The organism is Sphingobium sp. BHU LFT2, assembly GCF_018604485.1.
GTDB lineage: Bacteria > Pseudomonadota > Alphaproteobacteria > Sphingomonadales > Sphingomonadaceae > Sphingobium > Sphingobium yanoikuyae_A.
Genome location: NZ_JAFCGW010000002.1, coordinates 307,924 through 325,757, shown reverse-complemented (window position 1 = coordinate 325,757; position 17,834 = coordinate 307,924). Strand labels below are relative to the sequence as shown.

Sequence of the window (17,834 nt, the reverse complement as noted above, 5' to 3'; positions counted from 1 at the left end):
CAGGTCCAGCGCGCGCCCGCGCTTGTTACGCAATGTTACAATAAGATAAGGGACGGGCGCCCCGCAGGGCGCCCGCGCGATCAGAAGGCGGGCAGGTTTGCCGGGTCGTCCGGATCGATGACGGGGATCGGCGTCACCGGCGAATGGATGCCGCATTCCACCTTGTCCCATCCGCGCCAGCGACCGGCGCGCGGGTCTTCGCCCGGCAGAACCTTGGACGTGCAGGGTTCGCAGCCGATCGACAGATAGCCCTGTGCCTCCAGCGGATGGCGGGGCAGTTGTTCGGCCTCGAAATAGGCTTCCAGATCGGTCTTGGTCCAGTCGCCCAGCGGATTGATCTTGAGCCGGCCATCCTCGACCTCGAAGCGCGGCAGGTTCTGGCGCGTGACCGACTGGAAGGCCTTGCGGCCCGAAATCCAGGCGTCCAGGCTCGCCTTGGCGCGCTTCATCGGTTCGACCTTGCGGATTTCGCAGCAGCCGTCGGGATCATAGGACCAGCGCAGGCCGGTTTCGTCCTTCTTGGCCAGCACTGCCGCGTCGGGCGCGACCACGCTGCTGTTGGTGAAGCCCAGCCGCGCAACCAGCGTGTCGCGATAGTTGAGCGTTTCGGCGAACATCTTCTGTGTGTCGACGAAGATCACCGGGATGGCCTTGTCGGCCTTGGCCACCAGATCGAGCAGCACCGCGCTTTCCGTGCCGAAGGAGGAGACGACGCCGACATTGCCGGCGAGGCCTTCCGCGAACACGGTCTTGAGCATGGTCAGCGTATCGACGCCCTCGAAACGCGCGTTGAGCGCATCGGCATCCCCCTGGGTAAAGACGGGGCGGGCATCGATCACATCTACTAGCCGCTCTGGGATCTGGCGGGCAGGTTCAGCCATCAATTTTCTCCGGATGCCGTTTCGCCCAGACGGGCTGACGGCCATCGATCGTCTTCTGATAGACGTCGGCATAGCGGGTGAGCGCACGCTCCACGGCGGCGTCATCCAGGGCTTTGGCGGGGTGGAAACTGTCGAAGCCGCAGCGGCGCATGGCGTTGATCTGGTCGACCAGCACATCGCCCACGGCGCGCAATTCGCCCTGATAGCCCGATTCCCGCAGGATGCGCGCGGCCGAATAGCCGCGCCCGTCGCCATATGCGGGGAAATTCACCTCGACCAGCGAGAGGCGATCGAGATGCGGCAGCAGTTCGCGCGCATCCTCGCCCGGCTCGATGCGGACGGCGGTGGCGTTGGACTGGCCGGTGAAGGATTCGACCGTGACGGCCGGCTCCTGCGCGGCTTCACCGTCGCGGAAGGAGAGGAACTCAACCATAGATCGCCTCCTTGAAGGGCTTCATGCCGATACGGCGATAGGTGTCGAGGAAGCGCTCCCCGTCGGTGCGTTCGGCGAGGTAGATGTCGGTGACCTTCTCGATCGCGTCGACCACGCCGTCTTCGGAGAAACCGGGCCCGGTGATCTGGCCGAGCGAGGCGTCCTCCGCGCCGGAACCGCCGAGCAGCAGCTGGAAATTCTCCACGCCCTTCCGGTCCACGCCCAAAATGCCGATATGGCCGGCATGATGGTGGCCGCAGGCATTGATGCAGCCCGAAATCTTGAGCTTCAGCTCGCCCAGTTCGGCCTGACGCGCATTGTCGGCGAAGCGCTGCGCGATCTTCTGCGCCAGCGGGATCGAACGGGCATTGGCCAGTGCGCAATAGTCGAGGCCGGGGCAGGCGATGATGTCGGTGATGAGGTCAAGGTTTGCCTCGGCCAGACCCGCTTCCTCCAGCTTCTGCCAGATGGCGTAGAGATCCGCCTTCTTCACATGCGGCAGGACCAGGTTCTGCGCATGGGTGACGCGCAGTTCGTCGAGCGAATATTGCTCGGCCAGCGACGCGACCAGTTCGATCTGTTCCGCCGAGGCGTCACCGGGAATGCCGGTAAGCGGCTTCAGGCTGATATTGACGATCGCATAGCCCGGCTGCTTGTGCGCCGCGACCTGACGGTCGACCCACAGGGCAAAGGCCGGATCGGCACGGTCGATCTCTTCGCTCAGGCCCGTTTCATAGGCCGGGTTGGCGAAGAAGGCGCGGATGCGGTCCAGTTCCTCAGTCGGCGGGTTGAGGCCCAGTTCGCGCATATGGGCGAACTCTTCCTCGACCTGGCGCTTATATTCCTCGACGCCGATCTCATGGACCAGGATCTTGATCCGGGCCTTGTACTTGTTATCGCGGCGACCGTAGCGATTATAGACGCGCAGGCACGCTTCCAGATAGGAGACGATCTCCTCCTCCGGCACGAAATCGCGGATCTGCGGCGCGACCATCGGGGTGCGGCCCATGCCGCCGCCGGCATAGACTTCGGCGCCAATGACGCCATCCTTCGACACCAGCTTCAGGCCGATATCGTGCAGGCGCATCGCCGCGCGGTCGTCATCGCTGGCAATCACGCAAATCTTGAACTTGCGCGGCAGGTAAGTGAATTCCGGGTGGAAGCTCGACCATTGGCGCAGCAGTTCGGCCCAGGGGCGCGGGTCCGCCACCTCGTCGGCGCTCACACCGGCATATTGGTCCGACGAGATGTTGCGGATGCAGTTGCCGCTGGTCTGGATCGCGTGCATCTTCACCGTCGCCAGTTCGGCGAGGATGTCGGGCGCATCGGCCAGCTTGATCCAATTATATTGCAGGTTCTGGCGCGTGGTGAAGTGGCCATAGCCCTTGTCATATTTCGCCGCGATCTCGCCCAGCTTGCGCATCTGCTTGCCGGACAGCGTGCCATAGGGGATGGCGACGCGCAGCATATAGGCGTGGAGCTGCAGATAGAGGCCGTTCATCAGCCGCAGCGGCTTGAACTGATCCTCGGTCAGCGCGCCGGTCAGGCGGCGTTGCACCTGGTCGCGAAATTCATCGACGCGGGCGTCGACGATGGACTGGTCATAGCTGTCGTAGCGATACATGTCAGATCACCCAGTTGCCGGCGTCGGCGTCATTCGGTTTCAAATTGAGGTCGGGGCGCACCGTGGGGCCAAGGGCGCGAATGCGGTCCTTGATATGGGCCGGGCGCACGCCCTCGTCGGTGACGGTCGCGTCGATCACATAGGCGCCGACGACACGCAGCGCCGCTTCCTCGGTGCGGGCGAGGTCATCGCCCTGTTCACCGACATCGGCGCTGTCGCCGACCTGGCGCGACCAGCCATCGCCGGCCCACCAGATGACATCGCCGGTCACCAGATCATTGCCCGTCAGGATCTTCACGAACGCATCTCCGAAATACTCTCCCCTTTTGCCGCCCAGTCCGCCAGCACATCGCGTGCCAGGGCATGGGCAGCCACGTCGCCGACCACGATCAGGGCCGGGCTTTTGACTTCTTCACGCGCCACCATGTCGCCCAGATCGGCGAGCAGGGTGCGCAGGCTGCGCATATCGGCGCGCGTGCCATTTTCCAGCACCGCGACCGGGATCGCCGGCGACACGCCGTCGGCCATCAGCTTGTCGGCGATGTCGGCGGCGGTCGCGACGCCCATATAGATGACGAGCGTGCGGCCTTTTCCCGCAAGGCCCGACCAGTCCTGATCGGTAAGACCCTTGCACTGGCCGGCAACGAAACTGACCGCGCTCGACGCTTCGCGATGGGTCAGCGGCAGTTGTGCCTGCGCGGCGGCGCCGATCGCGGCGCTGATGCCCGGCACGACCTCGACCGGCACGCCGGCGGCGCGGCAGGCATCCACTTCCTCACCGCCACGGCCGAAGATGAAGGGGTCGCCGCCTTTCAGCCGGACGACCGGCTCGCCAGCCAGGGCAAAGCGGACCAGCAGGGCGTTGATCGCCTCCTGCGGCATGGAGTGGCGGCTGCGCTGCTTGGCGACCGAGACCAGTTCGGTCTGCGGGCTGGCCAGCGCCAGGATTTCGTCGGATACCAGCCCGTCATGCACGATCAGGCGCGCGTCGCGGATCAGGCGCACGGCCTTGATGGTCAGCAGTTCCGGGTCGCCCGGTCCCGCGCCCACCAGGTGGACGGTAGCAGGTGCAATGTCAGCCATGCTCGCCACATGGCGAAAGGGCAGCGGAGTTTCAATTCAGAATGGATATGGAGGGGCTTAGGAAAAGTTTTGTCCAGTAGCCGGGTTGTCAATCGCCCATGGCGCTGACGTCGATGTCCTTGAGGCCGATCCCGATCGTGGCGCGGGGCTGTTCGATCTCGGCCGAGGCGACCGGATAGGCGCAATAATCGGCGGCATAATAGGCGCTGGGGCGGTGGTTGCCGGATACGCCGACGCCGCCGAACGGGGCGGTGCCCGATGCGCCATTGGTGGGCCGGTTCCAGTTGATCACGCCGGCGCGGACATTGCCCCAGAATTGTGCATATTGTTCGGGACTGCCGCCGACGAGCGAGGCGGACAGGCCGTAGCGGCTGCTATTGGCTTCGGCGATGGCGGTTTCGAAATCGGGCACGCGCACGATCTGGAGCAGCGGGCCGAACAGTTCGACATCGGGCCGTTCCTGCATCGCGGTCACGTCGATGATCGCGGGCGTCAGGAAGGGCAGGCCCTTTTGCGGCCGGACCATATGCTTGATCGGCCGGCCGCCATGGCTCATCAGATAGAGGAAGCTTTCGGTCAGGCCATCGGCGGTCGGATTGTCGATGACCGGCCCCATATAGGGCTGCGGATCGGCATGGGGGTGATCGACGATCAGCCGGTCGGCAAGCTTCTTGACCTCCGCGATCAGGGCGTCGGCCATGGCGTCGCGCACGATCAGCCGGCTGGCGGCGGTGCAGCGCTGGCCGCTCGACAGGAAGGCGGACTGGATGACGAGCGCGGCGGCGGCGCCGATTTCCGGCGTGTCCCAGACGACCAGCGGATTGTTGCCGCCCATCTCGAGCGCGAGGATCTTGCCCGGCTGGGTGGCGAACTGGCGGTTGATGGCGATGCCGGTCTGGGCCGATCCGGTGAACAATATGCCCGCGACATCGGCATGGGCGGCCAGCGCCTTGCCTTCCTCCGCACCGCCGAGCAGCAACTGGACGGCATCGGTCGGTACGCCCGCCTCATGATAGAAGCGCACCAGCATCTCGCCGACCGCCGGGGTCTTTTCCGACGGCTTGAAGATGACGGCATTGCCCGCCAGCAGCGCCGGGATGATGTGGCCATTGGGCAGATGGGCCGGGAAATTATAGGGGCCAAGCACCGCCATCACGCCATGGGGCTTGTGCCGCACCGACTGGCGGGCGCCCAGATTGGCCTCCAGCCGGCGCTGGCCGGTGCGTTCGGAATAGGCGGCGACCGATGTGTCGATCTTGGCCATGACCGCCGTCACCTCGGTCCGGGCGTCCCATAGCGGCTTTCCGGTTTCGCGGGCGATCAGGTCGGCCAGTTCCTCCTCATGGGCGCGCACGACATTGACGAAGCGGCGCAGCGTCTCGATGCGGAAGGCGACCGGCTGCGCGGCCCAGCGCGGCCAGCCGGAGCGGGCGCGGGCGACGATGTCGTCCACGTCGCCGCTTTCGCCCTGCCATAGCAGGGCGCCGGTCGCGGGTTCATGGGACGTCAGCGCGGCGGACATGGTGCAGGATATGACCGAAAATGGTTAACGAAGGAAGAGCGGGGCATGGAGGGCGCTCTTCTACGTTCGGCCAATAGGAAATGTTCCGCTTAACTTCCCATATTTCCCGCATATTTGGACATTTAAGAACCGAAGTTGGAAATTTTATGATGCTGGGTCGATCCGGCCGGGGTGGGCGCCCATGCCGGATCGATCCTGTACCATCCTGCCGTCGAATAGGACAGCGCGGCGGCCTGACGGCGGTGATCAGAAGCCGTAGCGGATCGACATTTCGGCGCTGCGCCGGGCTTCTTCGTTGCGAACCGCGGCAAGATCGGCCGGCGCTGTCCGATCGGTCAGGCGGTGGAGCAGGAACTGGCCGAAGCTCCATTCGCCCAGATCCGACGCGGCGTTGATATGGCCGCTTTCGCCCGCGTCGGCGAACTGGCTCCCCCAGAATTGGGCGAGCCGCCGGGCGCTGGCAAAGTCGATATAGGGATCGTTGCGACTGGCAACGACGATCGAGGGGAAGGGGAGCAGCCCCTTGGGCGTGGGGCCGAAGCCGACGAGGCGGCGATCGACCGCGCCGCTGTCCACTTCCGGCGGCGCCACCAGCAGGGCGCCGGCCACCTTGTCCCGTAACTGTCCGGTTTCGAACGCTGCCCACCAAGCGACCGCATGGCAGCCAAGGCTGTGCGCGGCCAGGATCACCGGCCCGTTTACCTGGGCGATGGCATGGCCCAGATTGGTGATCCAGGCATTGCGATGGGGCGCGTCCCAGCTGCCCAGTTCGACCCGATGGCAGTCGGGAAGCGCCTTTTCCCAAAGGCTTTGCCAATGGCCCGGACCGCTGTTCATCAGGCCGGGCACGGTCAGGATGGTGGGGGTCTGGTCATCCGACAGGGTGTGAATCGTCATCTGCACCTCCAAATCTATAGGGCGATAGTATCACTACTGATTTGATTGACAATAAAGCTTTGCTGATGCGTGGCGAAGCTGCGGTGGATTGCGTTGCGCGAAAAATGCCAAATATAAAAATGTTCTACCGACTGTTGGTGTAATTTTCGTACGATAAATGTGATCTGCGCGAACTGAAGCCCGATTTTCTGGGCTTTCGGCAAATTGGCACGGCCCCTGCAATGCTCCTGGCACGACCCGATCGGGGTCGCGGAACGAGATTTCAGGGAAGGAATTTGCTCATGAAGACCATCGCCATCATCGCCGCCGCTGCCGCCATGACCGTTGCCGCTGCGCCCGCCTTCGCCCAGCCCGAAGGCAAGTTTGGCAACGCCAAGGTCCGCTATGAAGAAAAGACCGACCGCTACTGCTTCCGCGAAGTGCAGCCCAGCACGCTGGTGCCGCGCGTCGATTGCCGCAGCAGGCAGGACTGGGCCGATGCGGGCCTGATCATCAGCCGCAAGTCGGCCGTCCAGCTTGCCCGGCGCTGAGGCGCAGTGCCTCCCGGCGAGAGAAAGCCGGGAGGCTGCCCAGTTGGGGCAGATTTTGCGACGGATCGCGGCAGGGGTGCGATCAACCCAGGAACGACCCTTTGCCCATACCGTTGGTTCGATGGACGCGGCCCGCGCATGGTTATCACGGGGCGGCCTGCGACCGATGGAGCGTCCCGTCCCGCCTTCCGGGGCAAAGGCGGGACGCTTTTTCCGTGTTACGCTGCTGCGAGCTGCGGTAATTGGCCGGACCGATCCGGATTCTTTCTGAAAATTGATGGCGGGTCTCGACCGGAAATCGACGCGACAGTCGAAGTTCACAGTGTCGTGAGGCTGATTTCGGGGAAAAGCACCGGTGATGCTCCTGCGACGCGCCGACGGCGCGCCTGTGAAGCGACACGCGCATCGAAATCGGGTCATTACCACGCCTCGGTGACGCGATAGTGGGGCGACAGTGAAGCGACGCCCATGCGCCAGCAGGCGGTTGCGGAGCGACCGCGAGATGGCGTGAAGATCGTGCGATTGATCCATTTCCAAGGGTAGATCAGAGAAAGGCGGAATAGGACAGGGTGGGAATGGCCATTTTCAGCCAATCCGATGCGGGATGCGCTTTCCGCAAAGCTGCCGTCAGCGGCCCCATTGCCCTGCAAGTATCGACCGGCCTGAGCGGCGGACTGCGCTGCTCTTGCTCATGTCTACCGCGCCTGACACGATGACTGCATGAGGATATGCTGCCTGCCGCTGATCGTGATTGCATTGGAAGCCTGCACACCGGCCGTAAGCGAACCGGCAGGACCATGCACAGAGAATTTCTGCCTCCCCGATGGGGCTAAGATCACCCGCACCCAAGAAGGGCCAGATTTTAACGTCCATGATGTCTCATGGATGGGCCAGAGGTTCGGCATCTACGAGGGCAATCATCCCCAAAAGAGGGATCAGGGCAGCCGCGCAGCCGTCAAGCTCCGCATTGACCCCAGGGCCCGCATTGGCGTCGCGGAGGGGCGTGGCAGCATCATCGTCGCCACCGGGAAAGGCTGGCCCGCCTTTTTGGACGTAATGGGGCCATGCAGGTCGGATAGGGACTGCACGCTCGTGCAGTTTGCCGAGGGGCTAAGGGGGCGGTGAAGTCTGAATGGGCCAGAAAGACTGGACGGTCGCGCATCGACCACCGACGGACATTCCTTCTCCCGCTAGCGGGAGAAGGATACGAAGCCTTGCCGGCAAGGCCGGCTAGGCGAAGTTGGATGAGGGGCGCTCGCTTCATAAGACCCTCACCCTCCCACGCCTACGGCGCGGGCCCCTCCCTCTCCCGCAAACGGGAGAGGGTAAGCAGACATTCGGCAACCCACCGAATTCCGCCACGCGATCAGGTGTGGTGACACTCGCTTTGCCGGGCCTCGGCCCTTTTCACGGCAGTTCCGGCGCTGCCCCATGCGCCTCGCCCATGCGGCGGATGGCGGTGACCTTGGCGTGGAGCGGGGACCAGTCGTCGGACTGGTCGATCGCGCTCCAGATCGCTTCCACCTCGTCGATATGCATGGAGCAGGGGGCTTCGTCCGACCAATAGGCGTGGTCGCGGGCGCCAGGGATGGGCGGGTGGTCGGCCAGCGTGTCGCGCAGTTCGGCCCAGATCGGTTCGCTGTAACGCGCCGGATTGCGGGGCGTGCCGCCGCGCCAGTCGTGGAAGAAGATATCGATCGGCGTCGCGGTGGTCATCATCGCACGCACGGCGGTTTCGGTCATGGCGGCGCTGTCCGTGTCTGGCTGGACGCCGAGGCGCCAGCAGAAGCGGCGCTGCATCGCCTGGGCATAGAGGGCGGGGAAGCGTTCGAGCTGTTCGATCAGCGGCGGCGCTTCGGTCAATGGTCGCAGCGATACGGCGAGCTGGGCCACGTCCCAATGGATCGCCTCGGCCTGGCGGGCGAAGGCATAGAGGCCGGCATGGTCGAAATAGGCGGCAGTGAAACCCGCGTCCCAGAGCGGCGTGAAGCGCCACGGGCCATAGTCGAAGCTTTCGCCGGTCACATTGATATTGTCGCTGTTGAGCACGCCATGGACGAAGCCGGCGACCATGTAGCTGGCGGCAAGGTCGGCGGTGCGATCGACCACGCGGCCGAGCAGCTGGGCGGGCGGGTTGTCGCCGGGTTGCTCCCCATAAAGGCGGGTGAGGGCATAGTCGGTCAGCCGCTCGAGCAACCCATTATCCTCGATATAGGCGGCGCGCTGGAAGCTGCCGATGCGGATGTGCGAATGGCTGAGCCGGACCATCGCCGCGCCGCGCGTGGGCGAGGGTTCGTCATTGCGCTCCAGCGCTTCGCCGGTCTCGATGATCGAGAAGGTTTTTGACGTGTTGACGCCCAGCGCCTCCAGCATCTCGGTCGCCAAAATCTCGCGCACGCCGCCCTTGAGTGTCAGGCGCCCGTCGCCGAAGCGGCTATAGGGGGTCTGGCCCGATCCCTTGGTGCCAAGGTCGAGCAGGCGGCCGTCCGCGTCGCGCATCTGGGCGAAGAGGAAGCCGCGGCCGTCGCCGATATCGGGATTATAATGGCGGAACTGATGGCCATGGTAACGCAGGGCGAGCGGCTGGGGGAGGTTGTCGGGCAGGGGCGCGAAGCGGCCGAAATGGGCTATCCATTCGGCGTCGCTCAGATGATCGAGGCCGACCGATGCGGCTGCGCGGTCATTGCGGAAGCGCAACAGGGTCTGTGGAAAGTCCGCAGCATGCACCGGATCGGCGATGTCGGGCATCAGCGCGGTGATTTCCGTGGCGGGGTGGTAATTGGCGGCTTGCGGCTTGTTGTCCATGCGGCGATATGGGGGAGCATGGGCGGAAGGATCAAGCTTGACCGGCTATAGTGACGCATATTGGTGGTCCCCGGATGGACTGCGGCTGCATTATCGCGACTATGCGGGCGGCGAGGACGGGCGGCCGCCCGTGCTGTGCCTGCCGGGACTGACCCGCAATGCGCGCGATTTCGAGCCGCTGGCGCAGCGGCTGGCGGGCGAGTGGCGGGTGATCTGCCCGGATATGCGGGGGCGCGCCGAAAGCGCCTATGCCAAGGATCCGATGAGCTATGTGCCGCTCACCTATTTGCAGGATATCGGCCGGTTGCTGGCGGACCTGGCGATCAGCCGCTTCGTGGCGGTCGGCACGTCGCTGGGCGGGATCATCACGATGCTGATCGCCGCGACCCATCGCGAATGGCTGGCGGGCGCGGTGCTGAACGATGTCGGCCCGACGCTGGACGAGGCGGGGCTGGACCGGATTCGCGGCTATGTGGGCGTGGGCCAGTCGCACCCCAGCTGGGTCCATGCGGCCCGCGCGCTGGAGGAAGCCAATGGCGATGTCTATCCGGCCTATCGGCTGGAGCAGTGGCTGGCGATGGCCAAGCGGCTCTATCGACTGAACAGCGGCGGGCGGATCGTGCTCGACTATGACATGCGCATCGCCGAGCCGCTGCGCGCGCCGGGTGGCGAGGCCGGTGTCGACATGTGGCCGGTGATGGCGGCGTTTCAGGGCATCCCGACCCTGTTGCTGCGTGGCGGCCGGTCGGACCTGTTGAGCGCGCCGACGGCGGAGCGGATGGCGCGCGAGGTGGGGGCAAGCGCGGAACTGGTGACCGTGCCTGATGTCGGCCATGCGCCGGCGCTGGACGAGCCGGAGGCGGCGGCCGGGATCGACCGTTTGCTGGAACGCGTGCTGCGTGGCTGATGGCGGCGGCGTGATGCGGGGCGACCCGCCGCGCATCCTGCATATCCATGGCAGCTTCACGCTGGGCGGCAAGGAAGCCCGCGCGATCCGGCTGATGAACATCTGGGGCGACAAGGCGCGGCACAGCATCGTCAGCGCCGCGCCCGAGGCGCTCGGTGCCCGCAGCGCGATCGAGCCGCAGGTGCCGGTCGATTTTCCCCAAGCGCCGCCCTTTGCCGGGCGGCCGGGGCTGGCGCGGTTCCGCGCGATTGCGCAGTTCCTGTCCGGCTATGACCTGGTGCTGGGCTATAATTGGGGCGCGATGGACGGGGTGATGGCGCACCGGCTGTTCGCCCGGTCGATGCGCCTGCCGCCGCTGATCCATCATGAGGATGGCTTCAACGCCGATGAGGCGGCCGGGCTTAAGCCGCAGCGCAATCTCTATCGGCGCATGGCGCTGGGGCGGGCGCAGGCGCTGGTCGTGCCCTCGGCGCGGCTGGAGCGGATCGCGCATCAGGCGTGGAAGCAGCCGGCCGGCAAGGTGCATCTGATCCGCAACGGCATCGATGTGGCGCGCTATGCGCAGGCGCCGGCACCGGATGTGATACCGGGGCTGGTGCGCAATCCGGGCAAGCTGCTGGTCGGCACGCTGGCGGGGTTGCGGGCGGTCAAGAATATTCCCCGGCTGGTGCGGGCGGTGGCGGCCCATCGCGCGCGGCTGCAACTGGTGGTGGTGGGCGAGGGGCCGGAGCGCGACGCGATCCTGGCCGAGGCGGCGGTGCAGGGGCTGGACGATATCTGCCTGGCCGGGTTCATGACCGACCCCTGGCGCTTCGTCGGACTGTTCGACATTTTCGCTTTGTCGTCGGACAGCGAGCAATTCCCGATCTCGCTGGTGGAAGCGATGGCGGCCGGACTGCCGGTGGCGTCGACCGATGTCGGCGACGTCGCCAATATGGTCGCGCCGGCCAACCGCCCCTTTGTCGCAGCCGATGAGGAAGGGCTGGCGGACGCGCTGGGGAAGCTGGCGGCCGACCCCGAATTGCGCGCTGCGCTGGGCGCCGCCAACCGGGCGCGGGCGCAGCGCGATTATGACGAAAAGACCATGGTCGACGCCTATGCCGCATTATATGGCGAGGCTCTGGCCAGCCCCCACATTTTGCGCTAGGGCGCCCTACAGTTCGTCATCCCTGACAAAAACTGTTATAGGACGACATTTCAACCGGTCTGGGGAGGCCGGTTCATTTCGCGGGAGAAGTCGTTGTTCAAGGGTTTGAAACCCATCGTCTATGGTGGCCGTGAAGTCTGGCCGCTGGTCGAAGGTGGCAAGGGTGTTGCTGTTTCCAACCATGCCAGTTCGGGCGCCTGGGCGGCTGCCGGGGGCATCGGCACGGTATCTGCGGTCAATGCCGACAGCTATGACTCCATGGGCAATATCATCCCGCAAATCTATCATGGCCGCACCCGCCGCGACCGCCATGAGGAACTGATCGCCTATGCCATCGACGGTGCCGTCGAGCAGGTGAAGCGCGCCTATGAGATTGCCGGCGGCAAGGGCGCGATCAACATCAACGTGCTGTGGGAAATGGGCGGTGCGCAGCGCGTGCTGCACGGCGTGCTGGAAAAGACCAAGGGCATGGTCGCCGGCGTCACCTGTGGCGCGGGCATGCCCTACAAGCTCAGCGAAATCGCTGCCTCCTACAATGTCAGCTATCTGCCGATCGTGTCGTCGGGCCGGGCCTTCCGCGCGCTGTGGAAGCGCGCTTATTCCAAGGCATCGGAATGGCTGGGCGCGGTGGTCTATGAAGATCCCTGGCTGGCCGGCGGCCACAACGGCCTGTCGAACGCGGAAGATCCGCGCGCGCCGCAGGATCCCTATCCGCGCGTGCGCGACCTGCGCGCCACGATGCGCGAAGGCGGCATTTCCGACGACGTGCCGATCGTCATGGCCGGCGGCGTCTGGGCGCTCAAGGACTGGAACGACTGGATCGACAATCCCGAGCTGGGCGCGATCATGTTCCAGTTCGGCACCCGTCCGCTGCTGACCCAGGAAAGCCCGATCCCGCAGGATTGGAAGGACCGGCTGATGCAGCTGGAACCGGGCGACGTGCTGCTGCACAAATTCTCGCCCACCGGCTTCTACAGCTCGGCGATCCGCAATCCCTTCCTGCGCTCGCTGGAGGCGCGGTCGGACCGCCAGATCCCGTTCAGCACCGAGCAGGCGGGCGACCATACCCATCAGCTCGACGCGGGCGTGAAGGGCAAGAATTTCTGGGTGACGGTAGGCGACCTGCTGCGCGCGCGCGAATGGGTGGGCCAGGGCTTCACCTCCGCGCTCAAGACGCCGGACAACACGCTCGTCTTCGTGACCGAGGAAGAGAAGGCGGAAATCCGCAAGGACCAGACCGACTGCATGGGCTGCCTGTCGCAGTGCAGCTTCTCCAGCTGGATGGACAGCGAGACCAACTCCACCGGTCGCCTGGCCGATCCGCGCAGCTTCTGCATCCAGAAGTCGCTGCAGGAATCGGTCCATGGTGGCGACCTGGACAAGAATCTGCTGTTCGCCGGCCATGCCGCCTATCGCTTCAAGCAGGATCCCTTCTATTCGAACGGGTTCGTGCCGACCGTGAAGCAGCTGGTCGACCGCATCCTGACCGGCGACTGATGGCGGCGGATATTCAGGGGCTGGCGGTGCTGCAATATGACACGCCGCATTTCGACGTGGTACGGCCGGGGCAGTTCGTGCTCTGCGCCGTATCGGGCGCGCGAATCGACCTCGACGACCTGAAATATTGGAGCGCCGAGTTTCAGGAAGCCTATCGTGGCCCGGAGGAGGCGACCGCCTCCTTCCTGCGCCACCGCGGTGCAGCATTTCGCTGAACCGCGGTAAGTGCCTGCCACTATTCGGCTTTTTGGCATCGTTCTATTAGTTGAATGATCGCTGTGCGCTGCAGCGAAAATTTCAAGATGTTGCGATTTCCATTCATCGCCCTGGCGGCACGTTTTGTCGTGAGATTGCTGTTCCCACGTCCATTTATCTGATGTATTCTTCCTCAACAGGCGGCGCAGATCGTCTTTTGGGTGAAGGATGTGTCAGATGTCTCGAATTGATGTCTTCGGCGATCGTATCTGTCTGGTGAGCAGCCTGCTGATCCTGGGCTGGTTCATTTACAACGTGTCCTTCTAAACAGGGCGCGACCGGGAAAGGCAGGGCGATCTATTTGGCGATGCAAGTCGCTGGATGCGCTTTGTTTTTTTCGGATCCTGCTGGATTTTCCTCTCCTTTTGACAGCGGTATCGGCTGGCAATTGCTGCCGGAACCGATATGAACGCCGGGAATGCTTTTAACAGGGCGTCCTCGGGGCGTCCGTTCACGCTAGTCATGGGAGTTGCCCGTCGTGAAAACCCGCGCCGCCGTCGCCTTCGAAGCGAAGAAGCCCCTCGAAATCGTCGAAGTCGATCTGGAAGGCCCCAAGGCGGGCGAAGTCCTGGTCGAGATCATGGCGACAGGCATCTGCCATACCGACGCCTATACGCTGGACGGGTTCGACAGCGAGGGCATCTTCCCGTCGATCCTGGGTCATGAAGGCGCGGGTATTGTCCGAGAAGTGGGTGCTGGCGTCACCAGCCTGGTGCCGGGCGACCATGTCATCCCGCTCTACACCCCCGAATGCCGCCAGTGTAAGTCGTGCCTGAGCGGCAAGACGAACCTCTGCACCGCGATCCGCGCGACCCAGGGCAAGGGGCTGATGCCCGACGGCACGACCCGCTTTTCCTACAAGGGCCAGCCGATCTTCCATTATATGGGCTGCTCGACCTTCTCCAACTTCACGGTCCTGCCCGAGATCGCGCTGGCCAAGATCCGCGAGGACGCGCCGTTCCAGAGCAGCTGCTATATCGGCTGTGGGGTGACCACGGGCGTGGGCGCAGTGATCAACACCGCCAAGGTGCAGGTGGGCGACAATGTCGTGATCTTCGGCCTGGGCGGCATTGGCCTCAACGTCATCCAGGGCGCGCGCCTGGCTGGCGCGAACAAGATCATCGGCGTCGACATCAATCCCGATCGCGAGGAATGGGGCCGCAGGTTCGGCATGACCGAGTTCCTCAACTCAAAGGGGATGAGCCGCGAGGAGGTGGTCGCCGCGATCGTCGCGATGACCGATGGCGGCGCGGACTACACGTTCGACGCCACCGGCAATACCGAAGTGATGCGCGTTGCGCTGGAAGCCTGCCATCGCGGCTGGGGCACCAGCATCATCATCGGCGTGGCGGAGGCCGGCAAGGAAATCAGCACCCGTCCGTTCCAGCTGGTCACGGGCCGCAACTGGCGCGGCACGGCCTTTGGCGGCGCCAAGGGCCGCACCGACGTGCCCAAGATCGTCGACATGTATATGACCGGCAAGATCGAGATCGACCCGATGATCACCCATGTCATGGGGCTGGAGGACATCAACAAGGGGTTCGACCTGATGCATGCGGGCGAGAGCATCCGCAGCGTCGTCGTCTTCTGAAGCGATAATTCAACAGGAGAGTGACCATGTTCAGCCATGTGATGGTGGGATCGAATGATCTCGACGCTTCGCGCGCCTTTTATGACGCGCTGTTCGGTGCGGTCGGCGGCAAGCCGGCGATGCAGGACGACAAGGGGCGGCTGATCTACATGCATGACGGCGCGCTGTTCATGGTCACAAAACCGATCGACGGGGAGCCGGCCTGCCACGCCAATGGCGGCACGATCGGTTTCCGCATGACATCGACCGAGCAGGCCGATGCCTGGCATGCGGCTGGGGTCGCGGCGGGCGGCACGGGTTGCGAAGATCCGCCGGGCGTGCGCGAGGGCGGCTTCGGCAAGCTCTATCTCGCCTATCTGCGCGATCCCGCCGGCAACAAGCTGTGCGGCCTGCATCGGATCGGCTGAGGAAGGAAATACAGGTGGAAACGGTTTCGACCAACAGGGCCTTTGGCGGCGTCCAGGGCGTCTATCGCCACGCCTCGCGCGAGACGGGGACGGAGATGACCTTCTCCGTCTTCGTGCCGCCGCATGCGCCGGGCGCGAAGCTGCCGGTGGTCTGGTATCTGTCCGGCCTTACCTGCACCCATGCCAATGTGACGGAAAAGGGCGAGTTTCGCCGGGCCTGCGCGGAACTGGGGCTGATCTTCGTCGCGCCCGATACTTCGCCGCGGGGCGAGGGCGTGGCCGACGATCCGGACGGCGCCTGGGACTTTGGCCTGGGCGCGGGTTTCTATGTCGATGCGACGCAGGCGCCCTATGCCGCCCATTATCGCATGTGGTCCTATGTGACGCAGGAATTGCCGGCGTTGATCGCAGACCAGTTTCCCGCCGACATGGATCGCCAGTCGATCATGGGGCACAGCATGGGCGGCCATGGCGCGCTGACCGTCGGGCTGACCTATCCCGAGCGCTATCGTGCGGTCTCCGCCTTCGCGCCGATCGTGGCGCCGGGGCAGGTGCCCTGGGGCGAGAAGGCGCTGGGCGGCTATCTGGGCGAGGACCGGGCGGCGTGGCGCAAGCATGATGCGGTCGCGCTGATCGAGGATGGGGCGCGGACCGATGCGCTGCTGGTCGACCAGGGCGCGGGAGACAGCTTCCTGGAGGAACAGTTGCGCCCTGAATTGCTGCGCACGGCCTGCGACGCGGCGGGCATCGACCTGACGCTCCATCTGCGCGACGGCTATGATCATAGCTATTATTTCATTTCCAGCTTCATGGACGATCATCTGCGCTGGCACGCCGCGCGGCTGGGTTGATCGTGGGCCGTCCGGGCAAAGCCCGGATGGTCGCGGCACAAGATAAGCTATTTTGCCTTTCTCTATTTGATAGGTAGATAGAGTGCCGAGCGTTTCGCTCCGCGGCTTTTGAAGGATGTCAGCTTGCTCCGCGTCACCAACGGCTAAAGCGCACGGTACCCAAGCGACAACGCCCGGTTTCGTGTTCCTCCCGCACAAGGAGAAGACGATGACCCATAAGCAAGCCCGTGTCCGCCAGCAGCGACAGGACCAGACCCCGCAAATCCATATTCCCCATAGCAGCTGGTCGCGCGTCGAGCGCAATCGCAGCGCTGAGGCCGTGCTGGCGCCGGGCGATTTCTGGGCGCGGCTGGGGCTGTAGGGGCTCGAACCGAGCGGCCTCTTTGCTTTCCAGAACCGCATTCCCCGCCGTCATCCTGACGAAAGTCAGGATCCATTCTGCGCTATGCTCGAAAGCGAGCGCGGAATGGATCCCGGATCAAGTCCGGGATGACGTCAGGCCAAAGAGGGGAGCGCTCGGCCTTTCTAGCGGAACACCACCGTCTTGCCGCCATTGCGCAGCACGCGCCGGTCGGCGAGCCAGCCGACGGCGCGGGCCAGCACCTGAGCCTCGATATCGCGGCCGATGCGGATCATGTCGTCGGCGGTGGCGCGATGGTCGACGCGCTCGACCGCCTGCTCGATGATCGGGCCTTCGTCGAGGTCTGCGGTGACGAAATGGGCGGTCGCGCCGATCAGCTTGACGCCGCGTTCATGGGCGCGGTGATAGGGGCGGGCGCCCTTGAAGCCGGGCAGGAAGCTGTGATGGATGTTGACGCAGCGCCCCGCCAGCCGATCGACCAGATTTTCCGACAGCACCTGCATATAGCGGGCGAGGATCAGATATTCCGACCGGCTGCGATCGAACAGGTCGAGCAGGGCGGCCTCCTGCGCGGCCTTGTCGCCATTGGGCGGCAGCTCATGATAGGGGATGCCGTGCCATTCGGTGATGCGGCGCATGTCGGGATGGTTGGACACCACCCCCATGATGTCGACCGCCAGCGTGCCGGTCTGCCAGCGATGAAGCAGGTCGGCGAGGCAGTGCGACCCCTTCGACACGGCGATCAGCATGCGCGGGCGTTCGGCCGCTTCGGTCAGGCGCCAGTCCATGGCGAAGCGGGTGCCGATGTCGGCAAATTCGTCGCGCAGGCCGGCAGTGTCGAAGCGCATGCCGGTATCGGTCGCCTCGAACGCGACGCGCATGAAGAAGAGGCCGGCCTCGCGGTCGGCATATTGCTGGCTGTCGGTGATGAAGCCGCCCCGTTCGGCGAGGAACTGGCTGACCGCCGCGACGATGCCGACGCGGTCGGCGCAGACCAGGGTCAGGATCCAGGACGGGATGGTCTTGTCGTTCACTCTGCGGCT

The 17,834-nt window shown here is 64.7% G+C and carries 18 protein-coding genes; 9 read left to right on the top strand and 9 right to left on the bottom strand.

Annotation, left to right across the window (positions count from 1 at the left end; translation table 11 throughout):
* Nucleotides 1-80: 80 nt before the first annotated feature.
* From JQK15_RS06725 to JQK15_RS06695, 7 genes are all read right to left on the bottom strand, one after another.
* A complete protein-coding gene (locus tag JQK15_RS06725; protein ID WP_214864383.1) occupies nt 81-881 on the bottom strand; it encodes a phosphoadenylyl-sulfate reductase in 801 nt (266 codons plus the stop codon).
* The gene (locus JQK15_RS06720) at nt 874-1,314 is read right to left on the bottom strand and encodes a DUF934 domain-containing protein (RefSeq protein WP_004212223.1); all 441 of its coding nucleotides are present in this window, start codon (nt 1,312-1,314) and stop codon (nt 874-876) included. Before JQK15_RS06720 ends, JQK15_RS06725 begins: the two co-directional genes overlap by 8 nt.
* Nucleotides 1,307-2,938, bottom strand: a complete 1,632-nt coding sequence (locus JQK15_RS06715; RefSeq protein ID WP_214864381.1) for a nitrite/sulfite reductase — start codon at nt 2,936-2,938, stop codon at nt 1,307-1,309. The genes JQK15_RS06720 and JQK15_RS06715 overlap by 8 nt, the downstream gene beginning before the upstream one ends.
* Nucleotide 2,939: 1 nt before the next feature.
* A complete protein-coding gene (locus tag JQK15_RS06710) occupies nt 2,940-3,236 on the bottom strand; it encodes a DUF2849 domain-containing protein (protein WP_004212225.1) in 297 nt (98 codons plus the stop codon).
* Nucleotides 3,233-4,021: a uroporphyrinogen-III C-methyltransferase gene (cobA, locus tag JQK15_RS06705; RefSeq protein WP_214864379.1), complete on the bottom strand. Its 789-nt coding sequence runs from the start codon at nt 4,019-4,021 to the stop codon at nt 3,233-3,235. Before cobA ends, JQK15_RS06710 begins: the two co-directional genes overlap by 4 nt.
* An 88-nt stretch (nt 4,022-4,109) precedes the next feature.
* Entirely contained in the window at nt 4,110-5,543 is a 1,434-nt protein-coding gene (gene astD / locus JQK15_RS06700; RefSeq protein ID WP_125996973.1) for a succinylglutamate-semialdehyde dehydrogenase, read from the bottom strand.
* A gap of 246 nt (nt 5,544-5,789) precedes the next feature.
* Entirely contained in the window at nt 5,790-6,440 is a 651-nt protein-coding gene (locus tag JQK15_RS06695) for an RBBP9/YdeN family alpha/beta hydrolase (RefSeq protein ID WP_026109459.1), read from the bottom strand.
* Nucleotides 6,441-6,721: 281 nt separating this feature from the next.
* On the opposite strand from JQK15_RS06695, the gene JQK15_RS06690 reads away from it, so the two are divergent.
* Nucleotides 6,722-6,970: a hypothetical protein gene (locus tag JQK15_RS06690; protein WP_214864377.1), complete on the top strand. Its 249-nt coding sequence runs from the start codon at nt 6,722-6,724 to the stop codon at nt 6,968-6,970.
* 1,407 nt (nt 6,971-8,377) lie between these two features.
* Here JQK15_RS06690 and JQK15_RS06685 read toward each other — a convergent pair.
* Nucleotides 8,378-9,775 (bottom strand): protein adenylyltransferase SelO family protein, encoded by a 1,398-nt coding sequence (locus tag JQK15_RS06685; protein ID WP_214864375.1) that lies wholly within the window; start codon nt 9,773-9,775, stop codon nt 8,378-8,380.
* A 37-nt stretch (nt 9,776-9,812) separates the two neighbouring features.
* Here JQK15_RS06685 and JQK15_RS06680 point away from each other — a divergent pair, with 37 nt between their 5' ends.
* From JQK15_RS06680 to JQK15_RS06645, 8 genes are all read left to right on the top strand, one after another.
* Nucleotides 9,813-10,682, top strand: coding sequence for an alpha/beta fold hydrolase (locus tag JQK15_RS06680; RefSeq protein ID WP_214864373.1), 870 nt, complete (start codon nt 9,813-9,815; stop codon nt 10,680-10,682).
* A gap of 13 nt (nt 10,683-10,695) precedes the next feature.
* Nucleotides 10,696-11,829, top strand: coding sequence for a glycosyltransferase (locus JQK15_RS06675; protein WP_214864547.1), 1,134 nt, complete (start codon nt 10,696-10,698; stop codon nt 11,827-11,829).
* Nucleotides 11,830-11,922: 93 nt separating this feature from the next.
* Nucleotides 11,923-13,326, top strand: coding sequence for an NAD(P)H-dependent flavin oxidoreductase (locus JQK15_RS06670; RefSeq protein WP_004212237.1), 1,404 nt, complete (start codon nt 11,923-11,925; stop codon nt 13,324-13,326).
* Nucleotides 13,326-13,541 carry a DUF2093 domain-containing protein gene (locus JQK15_RS06665; RefSeq protein WP_048936921.1) on the top strand — a complete coding sequence of 72 codons (216 nt, stop codon included), beginning with the start codon at nt 13,326-13,328 and terminating at the stop codon, nt 13,539-13,541. The genes JQK15_RS06670 and JQK15_RS06665 overlap by 1 nt, the downstream gene beginning before the upstream one ends.
* Nucleotides 13,542-14,059: 518 nt before the next feature.
* Nucleotides 14,060-15,172 (top strand): S-(hydroxymethyl)glutathione dehydrogenase/class III alcohol dehydrogenase, encoded by a 1,113-nt coding sequence (locus JQK15_RS06660; protein WP_007712058.1) that lies wholly within the window; start codon nt 14,060-14,062, stop codon nt 15,170-15,172.
* A gap of 26 nt (nt 15,173-15,198) precedes the next feature.
* A complete protein-coding gene (locus tag JQK15_RS06655; RefSeq protein WP_214864371.1) occupies nt 15,199-15,579 on the top strand; it encodes a VOC family protein in 381 nt (126 codons plus the stop codon).
* A 14-nt stretch (nt 15,580-15,593) separates the two neighbouring features.
* Nucleotides 15,594-16,430 carry an S-formylglutathione hydrolase gene (gene fghA / locus JQK15_RS06650; RefSeq protein ID WP_214864369.1) on the top strand — a complete coding sequence of 279 codons (837 nt, stop codon included), beginning with the start codon at nt 15,594-15,596 and terminating at the stop codon, nt 16,428-16,430.
* Nucleotides 16,431-16,638: 208 nt separating this feature from the next.
* A complete protein-coding gene (locus JQK15_RS06645; protein WP_010338958.1) occupies nt 16,639-16,791 on the top strand; it encodes a hypothetical protein in 153 nt (50 codons plus the stop codon).
* 164 nt (nt 16,792-16,955) lie between these two features.
* On the opposite strand, the gene purU is transcribed toward JQK15_RS06645, so the two are convergent.
* Complete coding sequence (gene purU, locus JQK15_RS06640) at nt 16,956-17,825, bottom strand: formyltetrahydrofolate deformylase (protein ID WP_017500643.1); 870 nt, start codon at nt 17,823-17,825, stop codon at nt 16,956-16,958.
* Nucleotides 17,826-17,834: the final 9 nt, after the last annotated feature.

Excerpts from the sequence above, each read along its gene's own strand:
- JQK15_RS06690 (WP_214864377.1), top strand. The coding sequence starts at position 6,722 with ATGAAGACCATCGCCATCATCGCCGCCGCTGCCGCCATGACCGTTGCC.
- JQK15_RS06665 (WP_048936921.1), top strand. The coding sequence starts at position 13,326 with ATGGCGGCGGATATTCAGGGGCTGGCGGTGCTGCAATATGACACGCCG.
- JQK15_RS06685 (WP_214864375.1), bottom strand. The coding sequence starts at position 9,775 with ATGGACAACAAGCCGCAAGCCGCCAATTACCACCCCGCCACGGAAATC.
- astD (WP_125996973.1), bottom strand. The coding sequence starts at position 5,543 with ATGTCCGCCGCGCTGACGTCCCATGAACCCGCGACCGGCGCCCTGCTA.
- JQK15_RS06655 (WP_214864371.1), top strand. The coding sequence starts at position 15,199 with ATGTTCAGCCATGTGATGGTGGGATCGAATGATCTCGACGCTTCGCGC.
- JQK15_RS06645 (WP_010338958.1), top strand. The coding sequence starts at position 16,639 with ATGACCCATAAGCAAGCCCGTGTCCGCCAGCAGCGACAGGACCAGACC.
- JQK15_RS06715 (WP_214864381.1), bottom strand. The coding sequence starts at position 2,938 with ATGTATCGCTACGACAGCTATGACCAGTCCATCGTCGACGCCCGCGTC.
- JQK15_RS06675 (WP_214864547.1), top strand. The coding sequence starts at position 10,696 with ATGCGGGGCGACCCGCCGCGCATCCTGCATATCCATGGCAGCTTCACG.
- JQK15_RS06720 (WP_004212223.1), bottom strand. The coding sequence starts at position 1,314 with ATGGTTGAGTTCCTCTCCTTCCGCGACGGTGAAGCCGCGCAGGAGCCG.
- JQK15_RS06695 (WP_026109459.1), bottom strand. The coding sequence starts at position 6,440 with ATGACGATTCACACCCTGTCGGATGACCAGACCCCCACCATCCTGACC.
- cobA (WP_214864379.1), bottom strand. The coding sequence starts at position 4,021 with ATGGCTGACATTGCACCTGCTACCGTCCACCTGGTGGGCGCGGGACCG.
- JQK15_RS06725 (WP_214864383.1), bottom strand. The coding sequence starts at position 881 with ATGGCTGAACCTGCCCGCCAGATCCCAGAGCGGCTAGTAGATGTGATC.